This window comes from Tolypothrix tenuis PCC 7101, assembly GCF_963874875.1.
In the GTDB taxonomy this organism is placed as follows: domain Bacteria; phylum Cyanobacteriota; class Cyanobacteriia; order Cyanobacteriales; family Nostocaceae; genus Aulosira; species Aulosira tenue.
The window spans coordinates 4886798-4905933 of the sequence record NZ_CAWNJS010000001.1 but is presented as its reverse complement, the minus strand read 5'-3'; the positions used below and the strand labels follow the sequence as shown (position 1 = coordinate 4905933).

8 protein-coding genes are annotated in these 19136 nt (G+C 41.9%); 4 read left to right on the top strand and 4 right to left on the bottom strand.

Annotated elements, in window-relative coordinates; all coding sequences use genetic code 11:
• Positions 1–111: 111 nt before the first annotated feature.
• From AACU25_RS19485 to AACU25_RS19470, 4 genes are all read left to right on the top strand, one after another.
• Positions 112–3012 carry a helicase-related protein gene (locus AACU25_RS19485; RefSeq protein WP_096578415.1) on the top strand — a complete coding sequence of 967 codons (2901 nt, stop codon included), beginning with the start codon at positions 112–114 and terminating at the stop codon, positions 3010–3012.
• Positions 3013–3074: 62 nt separating this feature from the next.
• Positions 3075–6956, top strand: a complete 3882-nt coding sequence (locus AACU25_RS19480) for an Eco57I restriction-modification methylase domain-containing protein (RefSeq protein WP_190445715.1) — start codon at positions 3075–3077, stop codon at positions 6954–6956.
• A gap of 17 nt (positions 6957–6973) precedes the next feature.
• Positions 6974–7768 (top strand): Rpn family recombination-promoting nuclease/putative transposase, encoded by a 795-nt coding sequence (locus AACU25_RS19475; RefSeq protein WP_096578413.1) that lies wholly within the window; start codon positions 6974–6976, stop codon positions 7766–7768.
• Between the two features lie 25 nt (positions 7769–7793).
• Positions 7794–13139: a DEAD/DEAH box helicase gene (locus tag AACU25_RS19470; protein ID WP_096578411.1), complete on the top strand. Its 5346-nt coding sequence runs from the start codon at positions 7794–7796 to the stop codon at positions 13137–13139.
• Between the two features lie 181 nt (positions 13140–13320).
• On the opposite strand, the gene AACU25_RS19465 is transcribed toward AACU25_RS19470, so the two are convergent.
• The 4 genes from AACU25_RS19465 to AACU25_RS19450 form a co-directional block, all read right to left on the bottom strand.
• A complete protein-coding gene (locus AACU25_RS19465) occupies positions 13321–16530 on the bottom strand; it encodes a hypothetical protein (protein ID WP_096578409.1) in 3210 nt (1069 codons plus the stop codon).
• Positions 16531–16684: 154 nt separating this feature from the next.
• Complete coding sequence (locus AACU25_RS19460; RefSeq protein WP_096578407.1) at positions 16685–17662, bottom strand: hypothetical protein; 978 nt, start codon at positions 17660–17662, stop codon at positions 16685–16687.
• On the bottom strand, positions 17659–18249 hold the full coding sequence (locus AACU25_RS19455) for an alpha-ketoglutarate-dependent dioxygenase AlkB family protein (protein ID WP_321206650.1): 591 nt from the start codon (positions 18247–18249) through the stop codon (positions 17659–17661). The genes AACU25_RS19460 and AACU25_RS19455 overlap by 4 nt, the downstream gene beginning before the upstream one ends.
• Positions 18236–19042 (bottom strand): hypothetical protein, encoded by an 807-nt coding sequence (locus AACU25_RS19450; protein WP_096578403.1) that lies wholly within the window; start codon positions 19040–19042, stop codon positions 18236–18238. Before AACU25_RS19450 ends, AACU25_RS19455 begins: the two co-directional genes overlap by 14 nt.
• Positions 19043–19136 lie beyond the last annotated feature (94 nt).

The following is a 19136-nucleotide window of genomic DNA, read 5'->3' as shown; positions in this document are numbered from 1 at the left end:
CATAAAACAGAATAAGGATATTTCTAGTTTAATAGTTATATACCCGTAGTAATTAGTAAGTTTTAACACTTATTGCTTAATTTCTGTTGCCAAATTTTCAGAGGGCAAACAATGACGGACACATTGAACCCTACACCTGGTTCGATAATTACCTGTCGGAATCGACAGTGGGTGGTGCTACCTTCGGAAAATCAGGAAATTATCCGCTTGCGTCCCCTCTCAGGAAATGAGGACGAAATCGCTGGAATTTTTCAGCCTTTGCTTTCACAATTCCTAGAAAAGATTGAATCAGCAACATTTCCCCTACCTCAAGCTACTAGCGTACAAGACCATGCAGCTGCACTGTTACTCATGGATGCTGCACGTCTTTTACTCCGTAGCGGTGCAGGGCCTTTTCTCTGTTTAGGACGGTTATCGCTGCGTCCCCGTCCTTATCAGTTAGTTCCTTTATTGATGGCGCTGAAGTTAGAGACGGTAAAACTGCTCATTGCTGATGATGTGGGCATTGGCAAAACTGTCGAGGCTGGATTAATTGCGCGTGAGCTTTTAGATAGAGGCGAAGTCAAGCGAATCGCAGTGCTGTGTCCACCACACTTGTGTGAACAGTGGCAGCAGGAATTACGCGAAAAGTTTCATATTGATGGTGTGGTAGTACGTTCTGGTACAGCTTCTAAGTTAGAGCGGAACATACCAAATAATGAGAGTGTTTTTAGTTATTATCGACATCTGATAGTTAGCTTGGACTATGCCAAAGCAGAGCGTCGGCGTGCTAGTTTTATTACCCATTGTCCAGACTTAGTGATTGTGGATGAAGCGCATACCTGTGCTCGTCCAAACAAAACAATTACATCCCAACAGCAGCGTCACCAGCTAATTAAGGAAATTGCTCAAAAGCAAGAACAACATTTATTGTTACTTACCGCTACTCCTCACAGCGGGATTGAAGAGTCTTTTCTGTCGCTTCTAGGCTTGCTGAAGCCAGAATTTGAGCATTTCACCTTGAGTAATTTGGCTGAGAAGCAACGCGATCGCCTAGCTAATCATTTTGTGCAGCGCCGACGGGCAGATGTCAAAATTTGGTTAGGGAACGAAACGCCTTTTCCTGAAAGAAATTCGGAAGAAACGCCATACAAGTTATCGAAAGAATATAAACAGCTATTTGATGAAGTCTATGACTTTGCTCGTGGTTTAGTGAAAACTACTACGGCGGACATGAGTCATGCTCAACGTCGGGGGAGATATTGGTCAGCGTTGGCGTTGATTCGTTGTGTGATGTCTTCGCCTGCGGCGGCGATCGCTACTCTCAATCGCCAAGTTAGCAAATCAGGCGATGCCTTCGGCAACCCTAATAGGGAACGCGATCGCTCACTAGCTGATTTAGACGAAGACTTGATGAGTTCTTATGTCCACGATCCCACAGAACAAGAACAAGCAGTTGACGCATCGCCAACTGTGGTAATTGAACAGGGACAGCAAAGCTATAAGGACACAGATAAACGCAAGCTAAAAGCCTTTGTGCAAGCAGCAGAGAAGTTGCGGGGTGATAAAGACCAAAAGCTGCAATCATGCATCGCTACGGTGGATTCTCTGCTCAAAGAAGAGATGAACCCGATTATTTGGTGTCGCTACATTGCTACTGCAAATTATGTAGCTGATGCTCTCAGGCAGAAATTAGAAAAAAAAGGGAGTCAAATTCGGGTAATCGCTATTACTGGGGAACTTTCAGAGGATGAGCGGGAAACTCGACTAGAAGAGTTAAAATCTTATCCCCAACGAGTGCTAGTAGCTACAGACTGTTTGAGTGAAGGGGTGAACCTGCAAACACACTTCAGTGCTGTAATTCACTACGATTTACCCTGGAATCCGAATCGTTTGGAGCAACGCGAAGGCCGTATTGACCGCTATGGTCAAACTGCTAGTAAGGTAAAAGCCTGCTTGCTTTATGGTCAGGATAATCCTGTTGATGGTGCGGTTTTGGATGTTCTGATTCGCAAAGCAGTCCAGATTCACAAGTCTTTGGGGATTACTGTTCCTGTACCAATGGAAAGCACGACTGTAGCCGAAGCAGTGTTTAAATCGCTGTTTGAACGTGCTACTGAAGTTATCCAGTTATCACTGTTTGATTTTCAGGAAGAATCTGCTGTTGATAAAGTTCATAAAAATTGGGACAACGCCGTAGAACGGGAAAAAATCAATCGGACTCGCTTTGCTCAACGTGCCATTAAGCCTGAGCAGGTAGAACAAGAACTAATTGACTCTGACCAGATTTTAGGGAATGAGCAGGATGTAGAGCGCTTTGTTTTATCGGCGTGCGATCGCATCTCTTGTTCTTTAATTAAGAAAAAGCAGGGAAGGTCACTGAGCGAAGCCGAAGTGTGGTTACTTTCCCAACCACCAGATTTTCTCAAGTCAACGTTAGGGGATAAATCGCGCTTACTCACCTTTACCACCCCGGCACCAGAAGGTGTGGAATATGTCGGGCGGAATCATCCTTTGGTAGAAGGTTTAGCGCGGTACATCCTAGAAGATGCTCTTTCCTACACTACTGACCCAATAGCAGCCCGATGCGGCTTTACCACAACTAATGCTGTACAAAAGCGGACGACTTTGCTGTTAGTACGGCTACGGCATTTGTTAGACAGTTCTAAACGTAGTACAGAAACGCGAAATAACACATCTCTACTAGCGGAAGAATGCGCGGTAATTGGCTTTACAGGTTCGCCTTCTAGTCCTAGCTGGTTGTCGCAGTTGGAAGCAACATCATTACTGCAACAAGCCAAGCCAGTCAGCGATGTTGGTAAAGCTATCAAGCAGGTGGAAATTGCTGAGTTACTCGAAAGGTTAGAAGAACTCCAGCCAGATTTGGAAAAGTTTGCTGGGGAAAGGGCGGAAGAACTTTTACAAAGCCATAAGCGGGTGAGAGACATAACCAAAGAAGGACGAATCCGCGTCACACCCCAATTGCCGATGGATATTCTCGGCATTTTTATCCTCCAACCTGGACGTAAGTAAAAGGCTCGTAGTAGCGCTAAAGCGCCAAAGCAAACGTAATTTTTATTCTTAATTCTCTATATATGAAAACTACATTAACTGCGCTTCAAATTGAAGGAAATTTACTCGCTCCAGATATGACTGCCCAAATGCTAGAAGGCAGTATCAAAGGACAATCACCAGAGGATTTTGGTTTTAATAAAACTGACAAATTAGCAGATGAAATTGCTACTGCTTGGGGCGATGCTAAAGCATACTGGGCAGCATTTCAAAGGTCATTGGCAAGGTTAGATGAAAATAACACCGCTACAACTATTACTCGTGAACTTTGGGCTGTGCCATTACTCAAGAGTCTAGGCTATGACCCTGTATATACTGCAACAGCCGAAGTGGTGGAGGGACAAACTTATGCAATTTCCCATCGTGCAGAAAACGGAGAAAATAAACCACCTATCCACATTATTGGTTGTCGGCTAGAAGTTGATAAACGTCCGCCCAGTGGTACACCCAGGCTATCAGCACACGCCCTGGTGCAGGAGTATCTTAACAAGACAGAGCATTTGTGGGCGATCGCAACTAATGGTTTTCGTTGGCGGTTGCTACGTGATTCTTCTCTGATGACTCGTCTTACTTATATCGAATTTGACTTAGAGCAAATTCTCAACGGTGAAAACTTTGCTGAGTTTGGCTTATTTTATCGGCTGTTCCACCGTTCCCGCTTGCCAGAAGCTGTGGATGATGCGGATAAATGTCTGCTGGAATATTACCACCAAGAAGCGCTGCAACAAGGTGGACGGGTACGCGATAAACTTCGCGATGGGGTTGAACAAGCTTTAGTTCAGCTAGGTAACGGCTTTATTCAACATCCACAAAACGAACACCTGCGCCAAAAATTAGGAATTATCCCCCACTACGAAACAGAAATTACAAACTACGAATTTTATCGCCAATTGTTGCGGCTAATTTATCGCCTGCTGTTTTTAATGGTGGCAGAATCGCGCAATTTATTATTAATTGGGGATGATGTAGAAAAAGCACGAATCTACCGAGAATATTACAGCATTGAGCGACTGCGAGAGTTAGCCGAACGTCCTCATTGGCGGCGGGAAGGTTTTCAAGATTTATGGCAAGGTTTGCGGGTAACTTTTTTACTATTTGATGAAAACTGGCGTGGGGAAGTACTGGGTTTGTCTCCCCTGAATGGAGATTTATTTGGCTCTAATACTCTGTCTGCTTTAGATGATTGTGCAATTGATAATTATGATTTACTTGTAGCAATTCGTCAGTTGTCGTTATATCAAGATAAGGTACAACTGCGTCGGGTGAATTATGAGTACTTGGATGTGGAAGAATTGGGTAGTGTTTATGAGAGTTTATTAGATTTTCATCCCCAGGTAACACAGAGTCAGGGGAGATATGAATTTGCTTTGGTATTTGGTAGTGAAAGGAAAACTACTGGCTCTTACTATACCCCGCCGCAGCTTGTACAACAACTTATCAAAACAGCACTTGTACCAGTAATTGAAGAAAAACTTCGCAGTACAAAAGAGAAGCTTCGCAACTCAGAAAATAATCAAGAATTAGAAGCAGCACTTCTGGATTTAAAAGTTTGCGATCCAGCTTGCGGTTCGGGACATTTTCTTTTAGCAGCAGCAAGACGCATTGGAAAAGAATTAGCTAAAGTTCGTACTGGCGAAGCAGAACCGGGCAGTGAACCTTTAAAATTAGCGATTCGAGATGTTATTCAAAATTGTATATATGGGGTTGATTTAAACCCATTAGCTGTGGATTTGTGTAAGGTGGCGTTATGGATTGAAGGCTTTCCTGGTAAGTTACCACTCACCTTTTTAGATCACAGAATTAAATGTGGTAATTCTCTGGTGGGAGTGTTGGATATTAATTGTTTGGATGAAGGGATACCCGATGAAGCGTATAAGGCTGTGACTGGGGATGATAAGAAGTTAGCGACACAGTTTAAGAAGCGGAATAAGAAAGAACGGGAGACAGATAATCAGGGACAATTATCACTGTTTGGAGGTTTAGAACCAAAACGTACACATTACGCAGAAAGCGTGCGGGAGTTGGGACATATACCTGAAGCAACACCGCAACAAGTGAGAGAAAAGCAAGCACGATATCAGCAAACTCGTAAAGATTCAGGATGGTGGCGAGATTACTCCGCGTGTAATTTATGGACTGCGGCATTTTTCACAACTTTGACTGAATATAATTTGCAGATGTTACCGACAACTGCGGTGTTAACTCAGCTTTTACGTGGTAATTTGTCAACGCAAAAGATTGTAGATGCAGCAAATAAGTTAGCTGAAAATAAGCATTTCTTTCACTGGCCTTTAGAGTTTCCTGAAGTGTTTGAAGAAGGTGGTTTTGATTGTGTGTTAGGAAATCCACCTTGGGAGCGAATTAAGTTACAAGAAAAGGAGTTTTTTGCTTCTCAAAGTGCCGAAATTGCTAATGCTATAAATAAAGCAGCACGGGAGAAGTTGATTAAAGAATTACCAAAGAAGAATCCTGATTTAGCACAAGCTTGGGAAGAAGCTAAACATGATGCTGAGGCACAGAGTAAGTTTATTCGAGAGTCGGGCAGATTTCCTTTAACTGCTGTTGGAGATATCAATACCTATGCTGTGTTTGCAGAAACTACTAGAAAAATAATTTCAACTAATGGAAGACTAGGTGTAATTGTTCCTACTGGTATTGCTACAAGTGATACAACTAAACAATTTTTTGCTTCTGTAGCTATAAATGGACAGTTAGATTCTTTATTCGACTTTTTTGAAATACGCAATTTCTTTCATGGTTCAGAAAGTAGAGAAGGCTTTTGTATGTTATCAATTCGTGGTCAGGAAATGAGCCTTCCAACAAAATTTGTATTCAAAATTGTCAAACTATCAGAAATAGAAAATTTAGATAGAAGAGTTGAAATAACAGCATCTGATTTAATTAGCTTAAATCCTAATACTTTAACTTGTCCTATTTTCCGCACTCGTGTTGACGCTGAAATAACTAAGAAAATTTATCATAATGTACCTATTCTCCAACATGAAACAACAGATAGAAATTCTTGGGGTATTTCGTTTATACGAATGTTTGATATGGCGAATGATAGCAGTTTGTTTAAAGATGAAGCAGGTAATAATCTAGTTTCACTTTATGAAGCAAAGATGTTTCACCAGTTTGATCACCGTTACTCAACTTATGAAAGTACAACACAAGCTAATTTAAATGTTGGAATTTTACCTCAAGTACCAGATGAAATCAAACAAGACCCAAGTGTTACTATTCAACCACGTTATTGGGTAAGTGGTGCTGAGGTTGAGAATAGGTTAATTAATAACTGGAATAAAGAATGGTTGTTAGCTTTTCGAGGGATTTGTCGAGCAACTGATGAGCGAACTGCTATTTTTAGCATACTTCCTAAAGTAGCTGTAGGACATAGCGCACCTGTTATTTTAGTTGGAGTAGATAAAGCAACTCTAGTTGCTTGTTTACAAGCAAATTTTAGTAGTTTAGTTTTTGATTTTATAACTCGTCAAAAAATGGGTGGAAATAACTTTAGCTTTTTTATTCTTAAACAGCTACCTGTACTTACCCCCGAATCCTACACCCAAGAAGATATAGAATTTATCAGTATCCGCGTACTTGAATTAGTCTACACCGCTTGGGATATCCAACCCTTCGCCAAAGATATGGGATACAACGGCGAACCCTTTATTTGGAATCCTAACAGACGCGCATTATTAAGAGCAGAATTAGACGCATATTACGCCAAACTCTACGGACTCACCCGTGATGAACTGCGATATATTCTCGACCCTGCTGATGTTTATGGCGAAGACTTCCCCAGCGAAACATTCCGCGTTTTAAAAAACAACGAAATTAAGCAATTTGGCGAATACCGTACACAAAGATTAGTTTTAGAGGCTTGGGATAGAATGTTTAAATAATTCGTAATTAGGACTTTATGAAAACAGATGCAATTTTCTATGAAATATTTAAAGAATTTCCCAACATCTTTTTTGAAATCATTGGTAAGCCAGATACTAACACCAATATATATGAGTTTATTGCCCCAGAAATTAAACAAAAAAGCTTCCGATTAGATGGGGTATTTTCTCCATTTGCAGAATTCCCTAATGAAGCGCTGTACTTTATCGAAATTCAGTTTTATAAAGATGAAGAATTTTATGACAGACTATTCACTAGTATATTCCTTTACTTCACTCAATATCAGCCACCTAACCCTGATTGGTTTGCAATAGTTATCTATGACAAGCGCAGCAATGAACGTACCTATCCCCAACGTTATCGTTCTTTATTAGAACCACATCTACGTCGCTTTTACCTAGATGAACTTGACGACGTACCAGACGATTCTCTGGGAATAGGAATTGTCCGCTTAGTTGTAGAGAGTGAGGAAAAAGCCGGAGAATTAGCCAAAACCCTAATTAATAAAGCTAAAGAACAATTAACAGACACTCTCACCCAAAGAAAAGTTCTAGAATTTATAGAGACAATCGTAGTCTACAAGTTTCCTAATTTGAGCCGTGAGGAAATAGAAACCATGCTAAACCTAAACTTGCTGAAAGAAACTAGAGTTTATCAAGAAGCGAAAGAAGAAGGTAAGGAAGAAGGAAAACTAGAAACTAAATTGGAAATGATACCTATTTTACTGGAACTAGGATTAAGTGTTCAACAAATTTCTGAACGTTTAAAAATAGATGTGGAGGAAATCAGGAGATTTTTAAAAGAAATCTAAAAATATCAACAATACATATAAAACAATGAAGCTCCCAATTAAACTTCAAGATTTATTACAACAGAATGAAAGCGCAATCGTAGCAGCTAGCACATTTCTTAGTCAAAAACTAGCATTACTAGATTGTACAGGTGTGGTAACTGTCACTTCCGAACAACTAACGCTTTTATTTTCCAGTATTCCTGAAGATTGGGAGTTCAAAGAATTTGCAGAAATTCTCAACTTATCAACTGTTAATTCAATTTTCAATCACCAACTTCAAGAATGGATTAATCAACGCTTAGGACGCACTCAACCCCAGCCCTCAATTACAAATGACGAATTATCAAATACGAATGAACTCGATATTTTCAACTTCCGCAACGAAGTAATAGGCGACTACCGCCGCTATATAGAAAGCTTCCTCAAAATCCGCGACTCTAAAGTCAAAGAATTTGTAGACGCAGAATTAGACAAAGGACAACTCTGGACAGATCCCCTAGTACAACTCAATCCCAGCTATAAAAAAGGTGCAACAGTCAAAGAATTAGTACAACAGCAAACCCTCCATCCAGACAGCGAAAACTACTTCTGCAAAAAAGACAGAACACCTTTTACTTTCCATTACCACCAAAAGCAAGCATTTGAAACCGCACAACGCCAAGAACCCTACGTTGTCACCACAGGCACAGGTTCCGGTAAAAGCATGACTTACGTTGTGCCTATTTTTGATGATTTACTGCGTCATCCCGAAATTTCTGGAGTTAGGGCAATATTGGTTTATCCCATGAATGCCTTAATTAACTCCCAAAAAGAAGAACTCGACAAATTTTTACGCCAAGTTCCCAATACTCACATTCGCGTCGAACAATACACCGGACAAGAAAGTTTAACCAGAAAAACCGATATTCAAAACAACCCACCCCATATTTTGCTCACCAACTACGTGATGTTAGAGTTAATGCTCTCACGCACTCACGAAAATAAACTGGTCGAATCTGCTAATTTAAAATTCTTGGTACTGGATGAATTACATACCTATCGCGGACGACAAGGCGCAGATGTTGCCATCTTAATTCGTAAACTCCGGCAACGCAGCAAAAGTAATGACGAATTACTCTGCATTGGCACCAGCGCCACCATGTCAACAGAAGGTTCTCGTCAACAACGCCGTCAGGTAGTGGCAGATGTTGCTAGTAAGTTATTTGGTGTGGAAATCAAACCCAGCAACGTCATTGATGAGACTTTAGAACGTTCTATCCAACGTGCTGAACCTACCATAGAACAACTACGTCAAGCAATTTTGGCAGGCTTACCCAGCGACTTAGAACAGACACTAACAGAATTTCAAAATCATCCCCTTAGCTACTGGATAGAGATGAACTTCGGTTTAGAAGCAAGAGAAGGGCATCTCGTCCGCCGGCAACCGATTAGTTTAGAAACAGGTGCAACCAAACTTGCCGAACAAACCCAGCTTCCAGAGGAAACTTGTTTAACAGTTCTCAAACAGATGTTCCTCTGGGGAAGCAAAACCAAAGGACTGGCATTTCGCCTGCATCAGTTCATTTCCCAAGGGGGAAGCGTTTACGCCACCATTGAAAATAGAGACAAACGGCATTTCACCCTCGAAGGACAATATACAACCACCGACAACCGTCTGCTTTATCCCCTGGTTTTTTGTCGGGAATGCGGACAGGATTACTATGTCGTGCGCTACGATGCCGATAAGCACATCATCCTACCCCAGTTGCCCACAGCATTGGATATCAGTCCAGACGATGTAGATATTACCGCAGGTTATCTCACCCTAGATGAACCAGGACTATGGGATACAGACGATGAAGATAGACTTCCTGATTCTTGGTTCACTGAAACCAAAAAGAAAGGACGGGTTGCCAAAAAAGACTTTGCGCCGTTTATCCCTCAAAAACTCCAAGTCCTAGCCAATGGTAAAGTTACATCCTCCCTGTTACAAGGAACCACTTGTTGGTTTATTCCCAAACCCTTTCTTACCTGTCTCAACTGCGGCGTACTCCATGACAAGAAGCGCAACGAATTTACCAAACTCTCTCGCCTCAGCAGTGAAGGACGCAGTACCGCCACCACCTTGCTTTGTCTTTCTACCACCAGCCGCCTCAAGCAAGTCTTCACAGGTGAAAAAGCCAAAGCTGCCAAAATTCTCAGCTTTACCGATAACCGTCAAGATGCTTCATTACAAGCTGGACATTTCAATGATTTTGTCCAAACCAGTTTCTTAAGGGCTGCACTTTTAGGCGCAATACAAGCTAAACAACAACTCACCCACAGCGAATTAGCCAGTGTAGTCATCCAGTACATGGGAATTACTCAAAACGACTACGCCAAGCAACCAGCAGAATTTAGTGGTGGTAAGCGACGCAATGAAGAAGCTTTTCGCAAACTGATTGAATACCGCCTTTACGAAGATTTGCGTCGGGGATGGCGCATCGTTCAACCTAATCTCGAACAGTGCGGACTATTGGTAATTGAGTATGACGGATTGCAAGAAGACTGTGCTGACAACAACCTTTGGCAAAAACACCGCCATCCTCTGCTACTGCAAGCCACTCCCCAACAACGTTTCGTTATTACACAAGCATTACTCAACCATCTGCGGCGAGAATTAGCCATTGATGCCAAACTGTTGCAACCAGACCAAAAAGACTCACTCAGAAGCGAAGTTATTCAAACAATTAAAGAACCTTGGGTATTTGACGAAAACGAATATCTGCATTTAGCAACTTGGGCAACCATTAGTAGTGGTAGTGAGAGAGCCAAAGTCAAGCTTACCACTAGAAGTAAAATCGGAAGATTTTTGCGTTCCCCTAACACTTGGTCACTCCGCAGCCAAACTTTAACAGATACGGAATTTAACAGCTTAATTACTACCTTAGTTAGTGCTTTATGTGACGCTGGCTATCTACTGCAACAAAAATCTGAAGTACAGCTACAAATTAGTTCTCTACTGTGGAAAGCCACCAATCTCAAGGAAATTCCCGCCGACCCCTTAACATCGCGTCGCTTGCAGGGTAACGATCAAGCGAGTATATCTGTTAACCAATTCTTCCAAGAATTCTACCAAACCAACGCCCTACAAATCCAAACAATGGAAGGGCGAGAACATACGGGACAGGTAAGCAATAAAGACCGTCAAGAACGAGAAGAAAAATTCCGCCAAGGACAATTAGCCGCCTTGTTCTGTTCCCCGACAATGGAATTAGGCATCGACATTTCTGACCTCAGCGTAGTCCATCTGCGGAACGTTCCCCCCAGTCCCGCTAATTATGCCCAACGCAGCGGTCGCGCTGGTAGAAGTGGGCAGGAAGCTTTAGTAATTACTTATGCTTCTATTGGAAGCGGTCACGACCAATACTTTTTCAAACGCCAAAATCAAATGGTAGCTGGGGTAGTTGCTCCGCCAAAACTAGAACTAGCCAACCAAGATTTAATTAAATCTCATGTGTATTCTATTTGGCTAGCACACACTGGGGTTTACTTAGAAGACTCCATGAATAAACTTTTAGATTTGGAACTAGAAGGCTATCCCCTCAAAGACAGCATTCGCCAACAACTTACCCTCAGCCCTGCCAAATTAGCCCAATGTCTGCAAGCTACCCAGTCGATTCTCTCAGACTTTTTCTGCCAAGAGGATCTGCAAAAAGCTTCCTGGTATTCTGTTAATTGGTTACAGTTAACTATTGAAAACGCTCTGAATGCTTTTGACCGGGCCTGTAAGCGTTGGCGAGAGTTATACACAGAATCAGTCAAGCAATTAGAATCTGCCCGCCGCACCATCGACCGTTCTGCTAGAGGTGATGTCACCCAGGAAGAACGCAGCAACGCCGAAGCACAAGCACGAGAAGCACAACGACAAATTGACTTACTCGTAGGTCAAACTCAAGGCAAGAGTAATTCCCAGTTTGAATTTTATCCCTATCGCTACTTTGCCGCCGAGGGATTTTTACCAGGATTCAACTTCCCGCGTCTGCCAGTCCGGGCATTTATTCCGGCTGGTGAAGGTGGTGAATTCATCTCTCGCCCTCGCTCAATGGCATTACGGGAATTTGCTCCTAGTAATATTCTTTACTATGAAGGTAGTAAATTCATGGTAGCCAAAACTAAAGTCCCTGTCGGCGGTATTGAAGGCGATTATAAGCGGGTGAGCGTCTGTGCCAATTGCGGCTATTATCACGACGGTGATTTTCGTGATACCTGCGAAAACTGCGGCGTAGAAATTAAACCAGATGTTCATAACAATGTAGCTAAATTGACTCGTGTGCTACCAATGGAAACTGCGATCGCTCGTCGTCGAGAACGCATCACCTGCGACGAAGAAGAAAGGCTCAAGTATGGCTACAACATTACAACCCATTTCCGCTACGCTAATCAAAAACGAGAATCCGCGATCGTCCAAGCTGCTGATGCTACGCCACTGTTCAAGTTAACCTATGGAGCCACAGCTACCATCTGGCGAATTAATCGCGGACTGAAGAAGAATCGAGAAGACCGAGGATTTAAGCTTAATCCGACAACGGGTGTATGGGGCGACAATAAAAACCCACAAAGTCAACAGACACCTGATAGCCTACACACTGAAGTAAATTTAATGGTCGATGATACTTGTAATATCTTGGTGGTTGAACCGTTAAATATTCCTGCTGATAATAGAGAAGCCTTTATTACTACGCTGCAATATGTTTTAGAAACCGCAATTCAAGCAGTTTACAAATTAGAAGCCGATGAACTCGATTCAGAACGGTTAGGTGAAGGTAAGTATCTACTTTTCTGGGAAGCTGCTGAAGGTGGCGCAGGCGTATTATCTCAACTATTAGAAAAACCAGAAGCATTTAAAAAAATTGCTGATGCGGCTATGGACATCTGCCATTTTACGCAGCCAAAAGAAAGTTGTATTCAAGCTTGTTATGAATGCTTGCTCTCCTACCGCAACCAATTTGACCATGCGCTGATCAATCGGCACCTCATCAAACCCTGGCTTGATTTACTACTGGAGAGCAGCGTTATTACTCAAACTAAAGGACTTTCTCGTGATGAGCAATATCAAAAACTGCTGCAACAAACAGATCCCAATTCTGATTTTGAGCGCGTAGTGTTGCAGGAGATTTATCAACGGGGATATAAACTACCTGATGCTTCACAAAAGTTGATTCCGGAAGCGAACTGTAAGCCAGATTTTGTTTATGAGAAGGAAGCGATCGCACTTTTCTGTGATGGTTCAGTTCATGATAGCCCTGATAAACGCAAGCAAGACCAAATTGAGCGAGATAATCTCAGGTATAACACTGGTTACACTGTCTTAACTTTACGCCATGATGAAGATTGGGGCGCGAAGTTAGTAATTTTGGCGAGTTTGTGAGTTATGAGTTGATAATTTGTAATCATTATTGTTTCGCTCTTGCATCAATACGAGATGAATTAGCTAAGTTGAAATATTTCTCTATACTTTAATTTTAATTACAGGTTTGCAACAAAAATAGCCTGTAAAATGATATGAGAAATACTTTTAGCTTGTAATGTAGGCGTTGTTCCAATCTCTCTTATTTTGATTCTTCTATCACACCTTCGAGAAAAGCGATCGCACCTTTACCCCAAGGGTTTTGTTCTGTGAAATGCTCGCTGATTTTGATTGCCGCCTTTTTACCTCCATTCCAGAGGCGTTTAAGTTGCAGAAAGTTTTGCCAGTTTAACGGTTGTTCTTTCGCTTTGACATCAATGATTTGATAGGCATCTGTTTCATTTGCAATATCTGGATATTCTTGTTGTAAATCGTGGATAAATTGCTTGAAGTGAGTTAACAAACCTTCAAAATTCTGTTCAGTTGTGTTGATATTTTGTGTAAACTGTTGCTTACTGCCTTCAGCAGCATAGTTAACCCCAATGGTTGCGTGTTGTTGATTAAAAATAGGCGATTGTTCTGACATGATGGTGAGCTTTTCTAAAGATGCTATATATACTTTACTAGAAATAGTTGAGGACACAGGCTGCTCAACTTCTAGCTTAAACAGGCTTTGAAGTTGCTGTTTTTCTGAATCTGATAAGTCTGACATAGCTAAAATGATGGGTAATTCATCTTGTACAAGCAACTGACTAACTTTCTTAATCTCTCCATCGCGTAATAGCCTTCTTATTGCCCAAATTCTTTCAGCATCTATACGTCTATCTGTAATAGGTAATTGACTACTGACATCTGCAACTTGTTGAGAATTGTATTCGTCGTTGATTTTGATACGTAATTCTGAAGCAAGTTCCTCCAACCAAAGGCGAGCTGCAAATGGTGGATTTCTTTCACTCAATGCCTGCTCTACCGTGTTGACACTACTCTCTAAGTACTGCAATCGAGATTTGAAAAGATTAGGTTCTACAACAAGATAAGACAATAAATCTTTGATATCCTGACTATCAGGATATTGCGTAATAATTACAAAAGCAATTTCTGGCAAATTGCTTTTTTGAATAGATAAAATATGACAAACACTTCTAGCTTGGTCTTCAGAATTAAGTGCAAATTCTATTAGCAAGTCCGAATCTTTTTCTTGATTAATTATTTTGTGAAGATGCCAGCTTATAAAAGAATGTTCTCGGGTATCTTGTAGAGCGACTTTCAAGGGTATACAGATAGCAAGTCTACGATTATTACTGTATAGAAACTCCCAAAATTCTCTTTGATGATTACTATTAATTGGGTTCCAGCATTTATACTCTGTCAGTTGTTTCACAAGTAATTGCTCTAGAAGTCTGAACCCTTGTGCAATATTAGCTTGCACAAGATGCAGGGCTAGCTGATCAAAATAGTAATCTTGATCTGATGTATCACTTGCTTCTAAACACTTCCAGGCAAACTCAGCCAGCTTTCCATCAACTGCTTTTTCAGGATGGAGCCAAATGAAAAAAGATTTAACCACTGCTGCTGCATTTTCTAAATCTGAACCTGCTATGGCTTCCAACAAGTAGAGATATTCGCCTGAATTAAGACAGTTAAACCATTTGCCGTGTTCAAGGATGTATTCAACATATTTAGGATCAACGCGTCTGTCTCGAATTAGTGCCACCATTCGATTGACCCCGGTAAAATCACCTCCAAGTTGCTGAGTCGCACAAACTATTGCTTCAGCTTTAACCTGACCTGACTGTGTAAGCTGATTCAAATAGTCACTGACAAACTGGCGATCAATCTGACTTAAACCCCCAAAGTAAGCTGAAAAGACATTAATACCATCTTTTCTCATACCGAGTTGTTCGATCTGCGCTAACCATCTTCGTTCAGAATCAAGCTTTCCAAGCCAGAAGCAGAAATTGTGTGCCTCTTGTGCTTCCACAGAACAAAGCCACTCTAGTAGTTCTGTTGTTAGAACTGATGGCTTGCTAATTACTTCTTCTGCAAGTGTTTGTGCTTCTTTTTCGGATCGATATATATGTTTTCCATTTTCATCTAGTTCATAATCATTATGGCTTCTTGTCCAATTACTTGCCCAACGTTTTAGTCTAATTGCAAATTCAGCAGTATTTAGTGACTCAATTAGAGTATTGATATTTTCAAGTAGGTTTTCAACTTCAATTCTCGTTTCTGGATTGAACTGATTATTATCTTTTTTATAAAAATCATAGACAGAATGTAGAGCATCAGCTAGTTTGGAAATTGCTAAGGGAATTTGTTGATTAGTAGCCCAATCCACAGCAGTTTGGAATACTGAAACTGTTATTTCTGGTGAAAATTGGAGCATTGAGAATTCAGCAATCGCCGTTGGAAGTGTAAGTCTTGCTGCTTCAGCTACTTGAGGCTCGTCGGATTGGACTAACTCAACTAGAAGTGTGAGTAAAGACTTTTGATAACCCCAAACATCTCCCCAAGTCATTTGAGGTATTGGATCGAAGGGTTGATTTCCTTTACCCTCATGAAGAAAGTGATAACCCAATCGGTTGAGAGTAGTTTTGATGACCTCAATGGCAAGTAGGCGTGATGCGACAGTAGCTTTAGGTGATGTAAATTTCTTCAACAGATCAAGTCTGTATTCGAGAGATAATGGTACTTGTGGATGAAGTGGACGGAAGCACTGGCAGAATTTACTAGTAGCACTGCTGTTGTTGTAATTAGCTGGTTCAGTTTCGGCAAGCAGTCCTAAATAATAGAGCGCTCTTAAACTTGTTCTTTCACGAAATATTAGTTCTTCCAGTGCCCATACTAAAGTATCTCGTTGTGAGTATTGCAAAGATTTAAGATATTCAAAAGTTGCCGATCCTAAACATTGCTGAATAAGGTTTATAGTTTTATCTGGATTTGCACAAGCTGCTAGGTGTAGTATTTCCCGATTAGCAAGTGCTGTGGGTAAGTCTGGAAGTAATCCACTTGAGCCAAATATTTCTTTCCATAACCAAGCAATCTTTGATGATTTTAGCTCTTGTAGTCGCTGAATCAACCGCGATCGCTCTTTCTGACTTAAATCAGCAAATAATGCTAAAAACTCGGAACGGCGACCTTGGAGTAAAGAAGCAGCAAGATGATTTGCAAGTAGCGGAGGAGTAACTTCAGCGTACAAGCCTCGAATTTGCAAAAAACCTGCTTTTGCTAGGCTATTGATTGCTCTAGTTACTTCATCAGATTGAAACTTTTGTCCAAACCACTTACATAAAACTCTGATTTCTCTGTTAGCTCTGCCTTCTATTTCAACATACTCTAGCAAACTCAATAACTTGAGAATTTCAACGGCATAATTATCAATTAGGCTCCGAATTTCCTGCTCAAGAGCCATAGCAATTTGGTCTACAAAGCCTTCATGTTCTTTTCTAAGAGCAGATCCTCGCTTGGCTGCTAGTAATATTATCCCTGGATTACCCCCAGCCTGTTTGATAATCCATGACTAATAGCTGCTTAACTCTAAAAAAATTGCGCTTTGATCGCTCTTCTTAGCTTTCATCCGGAAACCGCCGCATCATCTCCTGCACTTCCACTGCATCGCCATCAGGTGTATAAACCACCCCCGCAGACATGGCGAGCGCAATCCTTTGCTTCCTTGCCCACTCGAACCAAGTACTCACATCGCTCGTTACTGTATTCTTGCCCTTAGCCCCACTCTTGCAGCTGTTGATAAACAACCCAGTCGGATTATCGCACCAGCCTTCATGAATTCCTTCCTTCACTCGTGCGATCGCTCCGGCGACATTCGCCCAATATTTTTTCATCACCCCCAAACATGGTTCTGGGTTAATCCGCAACCGCCGCAACTCGGTACAAACCTCAGCAATCTCATGTTTGCTAGGCTTATACGTACTTGAATCGACTTCGACCTCCGCCTCGGAAAACTCGTCCTCATGAGGGTCTATCTCGCTATTTGAGTGATCTAGTTCTAATTCATCAACGAAGCTAGTAGTCTGGGATGGCTCTGGTTCTGGTGCTTGGTGAGCTGGCTCATATTCGCTTTCTTCTACCCCCTCATCCTTTCCTGACTCAACAGCAGTGTGTTGTTGTGGCTTTGAAGTTTCAGGATGGGATCTGTGGTATTGTTCTGCATTGAATTCTGAAGGTTCAGTTTTGCACTTGCCAGGTACTAATAGCTGATTAAGTACATCAAAGTGCAATTTATACTGCCAAGTCTTATCCTGCCCATTACCAGGATTTTTCTGCTTCTCGATAATACCCATGCTCTCAAGCAGTGCGATCGCACTCCTAATGACATGAAGACTATGCTCTCCCATCAGGTCAGCATAAATTCGTTTGAGTGGCTGGTAAACCCAAGGAGTGCGATGATTTTTGAGCTTCCACTTTGTCCAGTGCCGGAAATACTCAATCAGCTTGGCAGCACAGAAGTTGCCAGTAATATCCAGATACTCTCGTCGCAATATTACCAGCACCGATGCTTTTTCGGTAGAGACAACAGCGCTCATCTTCTACCTCCCACATGTGGACGAAAAGTTAGATTAATTCTTGTGCCAACCAATTTCTTGGTTTTGGGAACTTGATGCAGATGTGTGGACTGACAACCTGGGTGCATCAAAAGTAGGCTCCCGTGTTCCAGCCAGAAATCAGTCGGCTTGCCTTTGATGGGCTTTATCTGAAATTTCCGCTCTGCACCCAAACTTACAGATGCAATCGCCGGATTTAGGCCCATCGACGATTCATTATCTGCGTGCCACCCTATGCTGTCCTGTCCACTTCTATACTGGTTACCAATGACGATACGGAAGCTATAGCCAGTAACAGCAGTAATTCTGTCCCTCAACTGGGCCAGAGCTTCAGGCCAAGGCAGTGGTTTCAGTAGCACACTCTTGGAATACAAATACTCACAACCTTCGTCACCGTAAATGCATTCCAGCCGGGGCACAAGTAAAGTTTTACCGACCATTTTGATTTGATTTTGCTGCCATTGCAGCTTTAGGCAATGCTGATATAACACGCCAGCTTCCTCTTGGCTGAGAAACTCTGGGTAATAAGTGACTGGTAAAACTGGGGCTGGTTCGTTAAAAAGGGACATCTGTATCATCTTGTTCTCCTTGTGACCAAAGTTGCTTCAGTGCTTTTTGTTTTGCCGCTTCTAACTGCTGTTTCTCCTGGGCTGATGACTCACCGACGAGCTGCTCAAATTCTGCCCGTTGTTTTTGCTTCAATTGCTCAGTAGTCACAGGAGGTAATGCCAGTTGCTCATTTGTGCCTTGCCCTGAAGGACGAAAGCCACGACGACGGTATAAAAAGCGAAAATGACGTTTGTCCTGTGGGGGGAGCTTTCGCCATACTTCCTCATTCCAGCCTGGGGGTATGAAGTCAGCAGATAGGGGTAGGAGGTTTTGGATTTGGGCTTGGAGTTGGGCAATCGCCTGTTGCATAGCAGGGATATCTTGGTACAATGCCAACTGTTCTGCGCTTTTGGTCTGCGGTGAGTAACCTGTTTGCGACCAGATGAATACTCGCAGCCCTGCCCTGGCAACCATACGGTAATTCTTGAGAGCGATTGCCTTACCTTTATATTTACGAGCGTCTACGGCGTAATATTCCAAAATAGCGTGACACACCTCATCAAGGATGAACAAGCTATTGTCGCCATCCTTTAATATGAGCCTCCAGTCCTTGCCAGCAAAGCTTTTCAATGACGGTGGTAATTCATTTAATATCGAGTCAGAATCTCTAAGTCGATTTAACAAATTTGTAATTACAGGTTGATCTACACCGCAAAAATTCGCCAATGCGGTCACGGTCATTCCACTGATCCCATCATTCTGACGAGTACAAAATCCTAATTCATCTTTGATTTGAAATGTCCGTGTGTCCATACTCCCTCCTATTTTTGACGCATAGAAAAATCACGGCATTGCAAAGATGCCGCCAATTTAATTGGCAAATTATTAACGTCTGAACTTGGAAGCT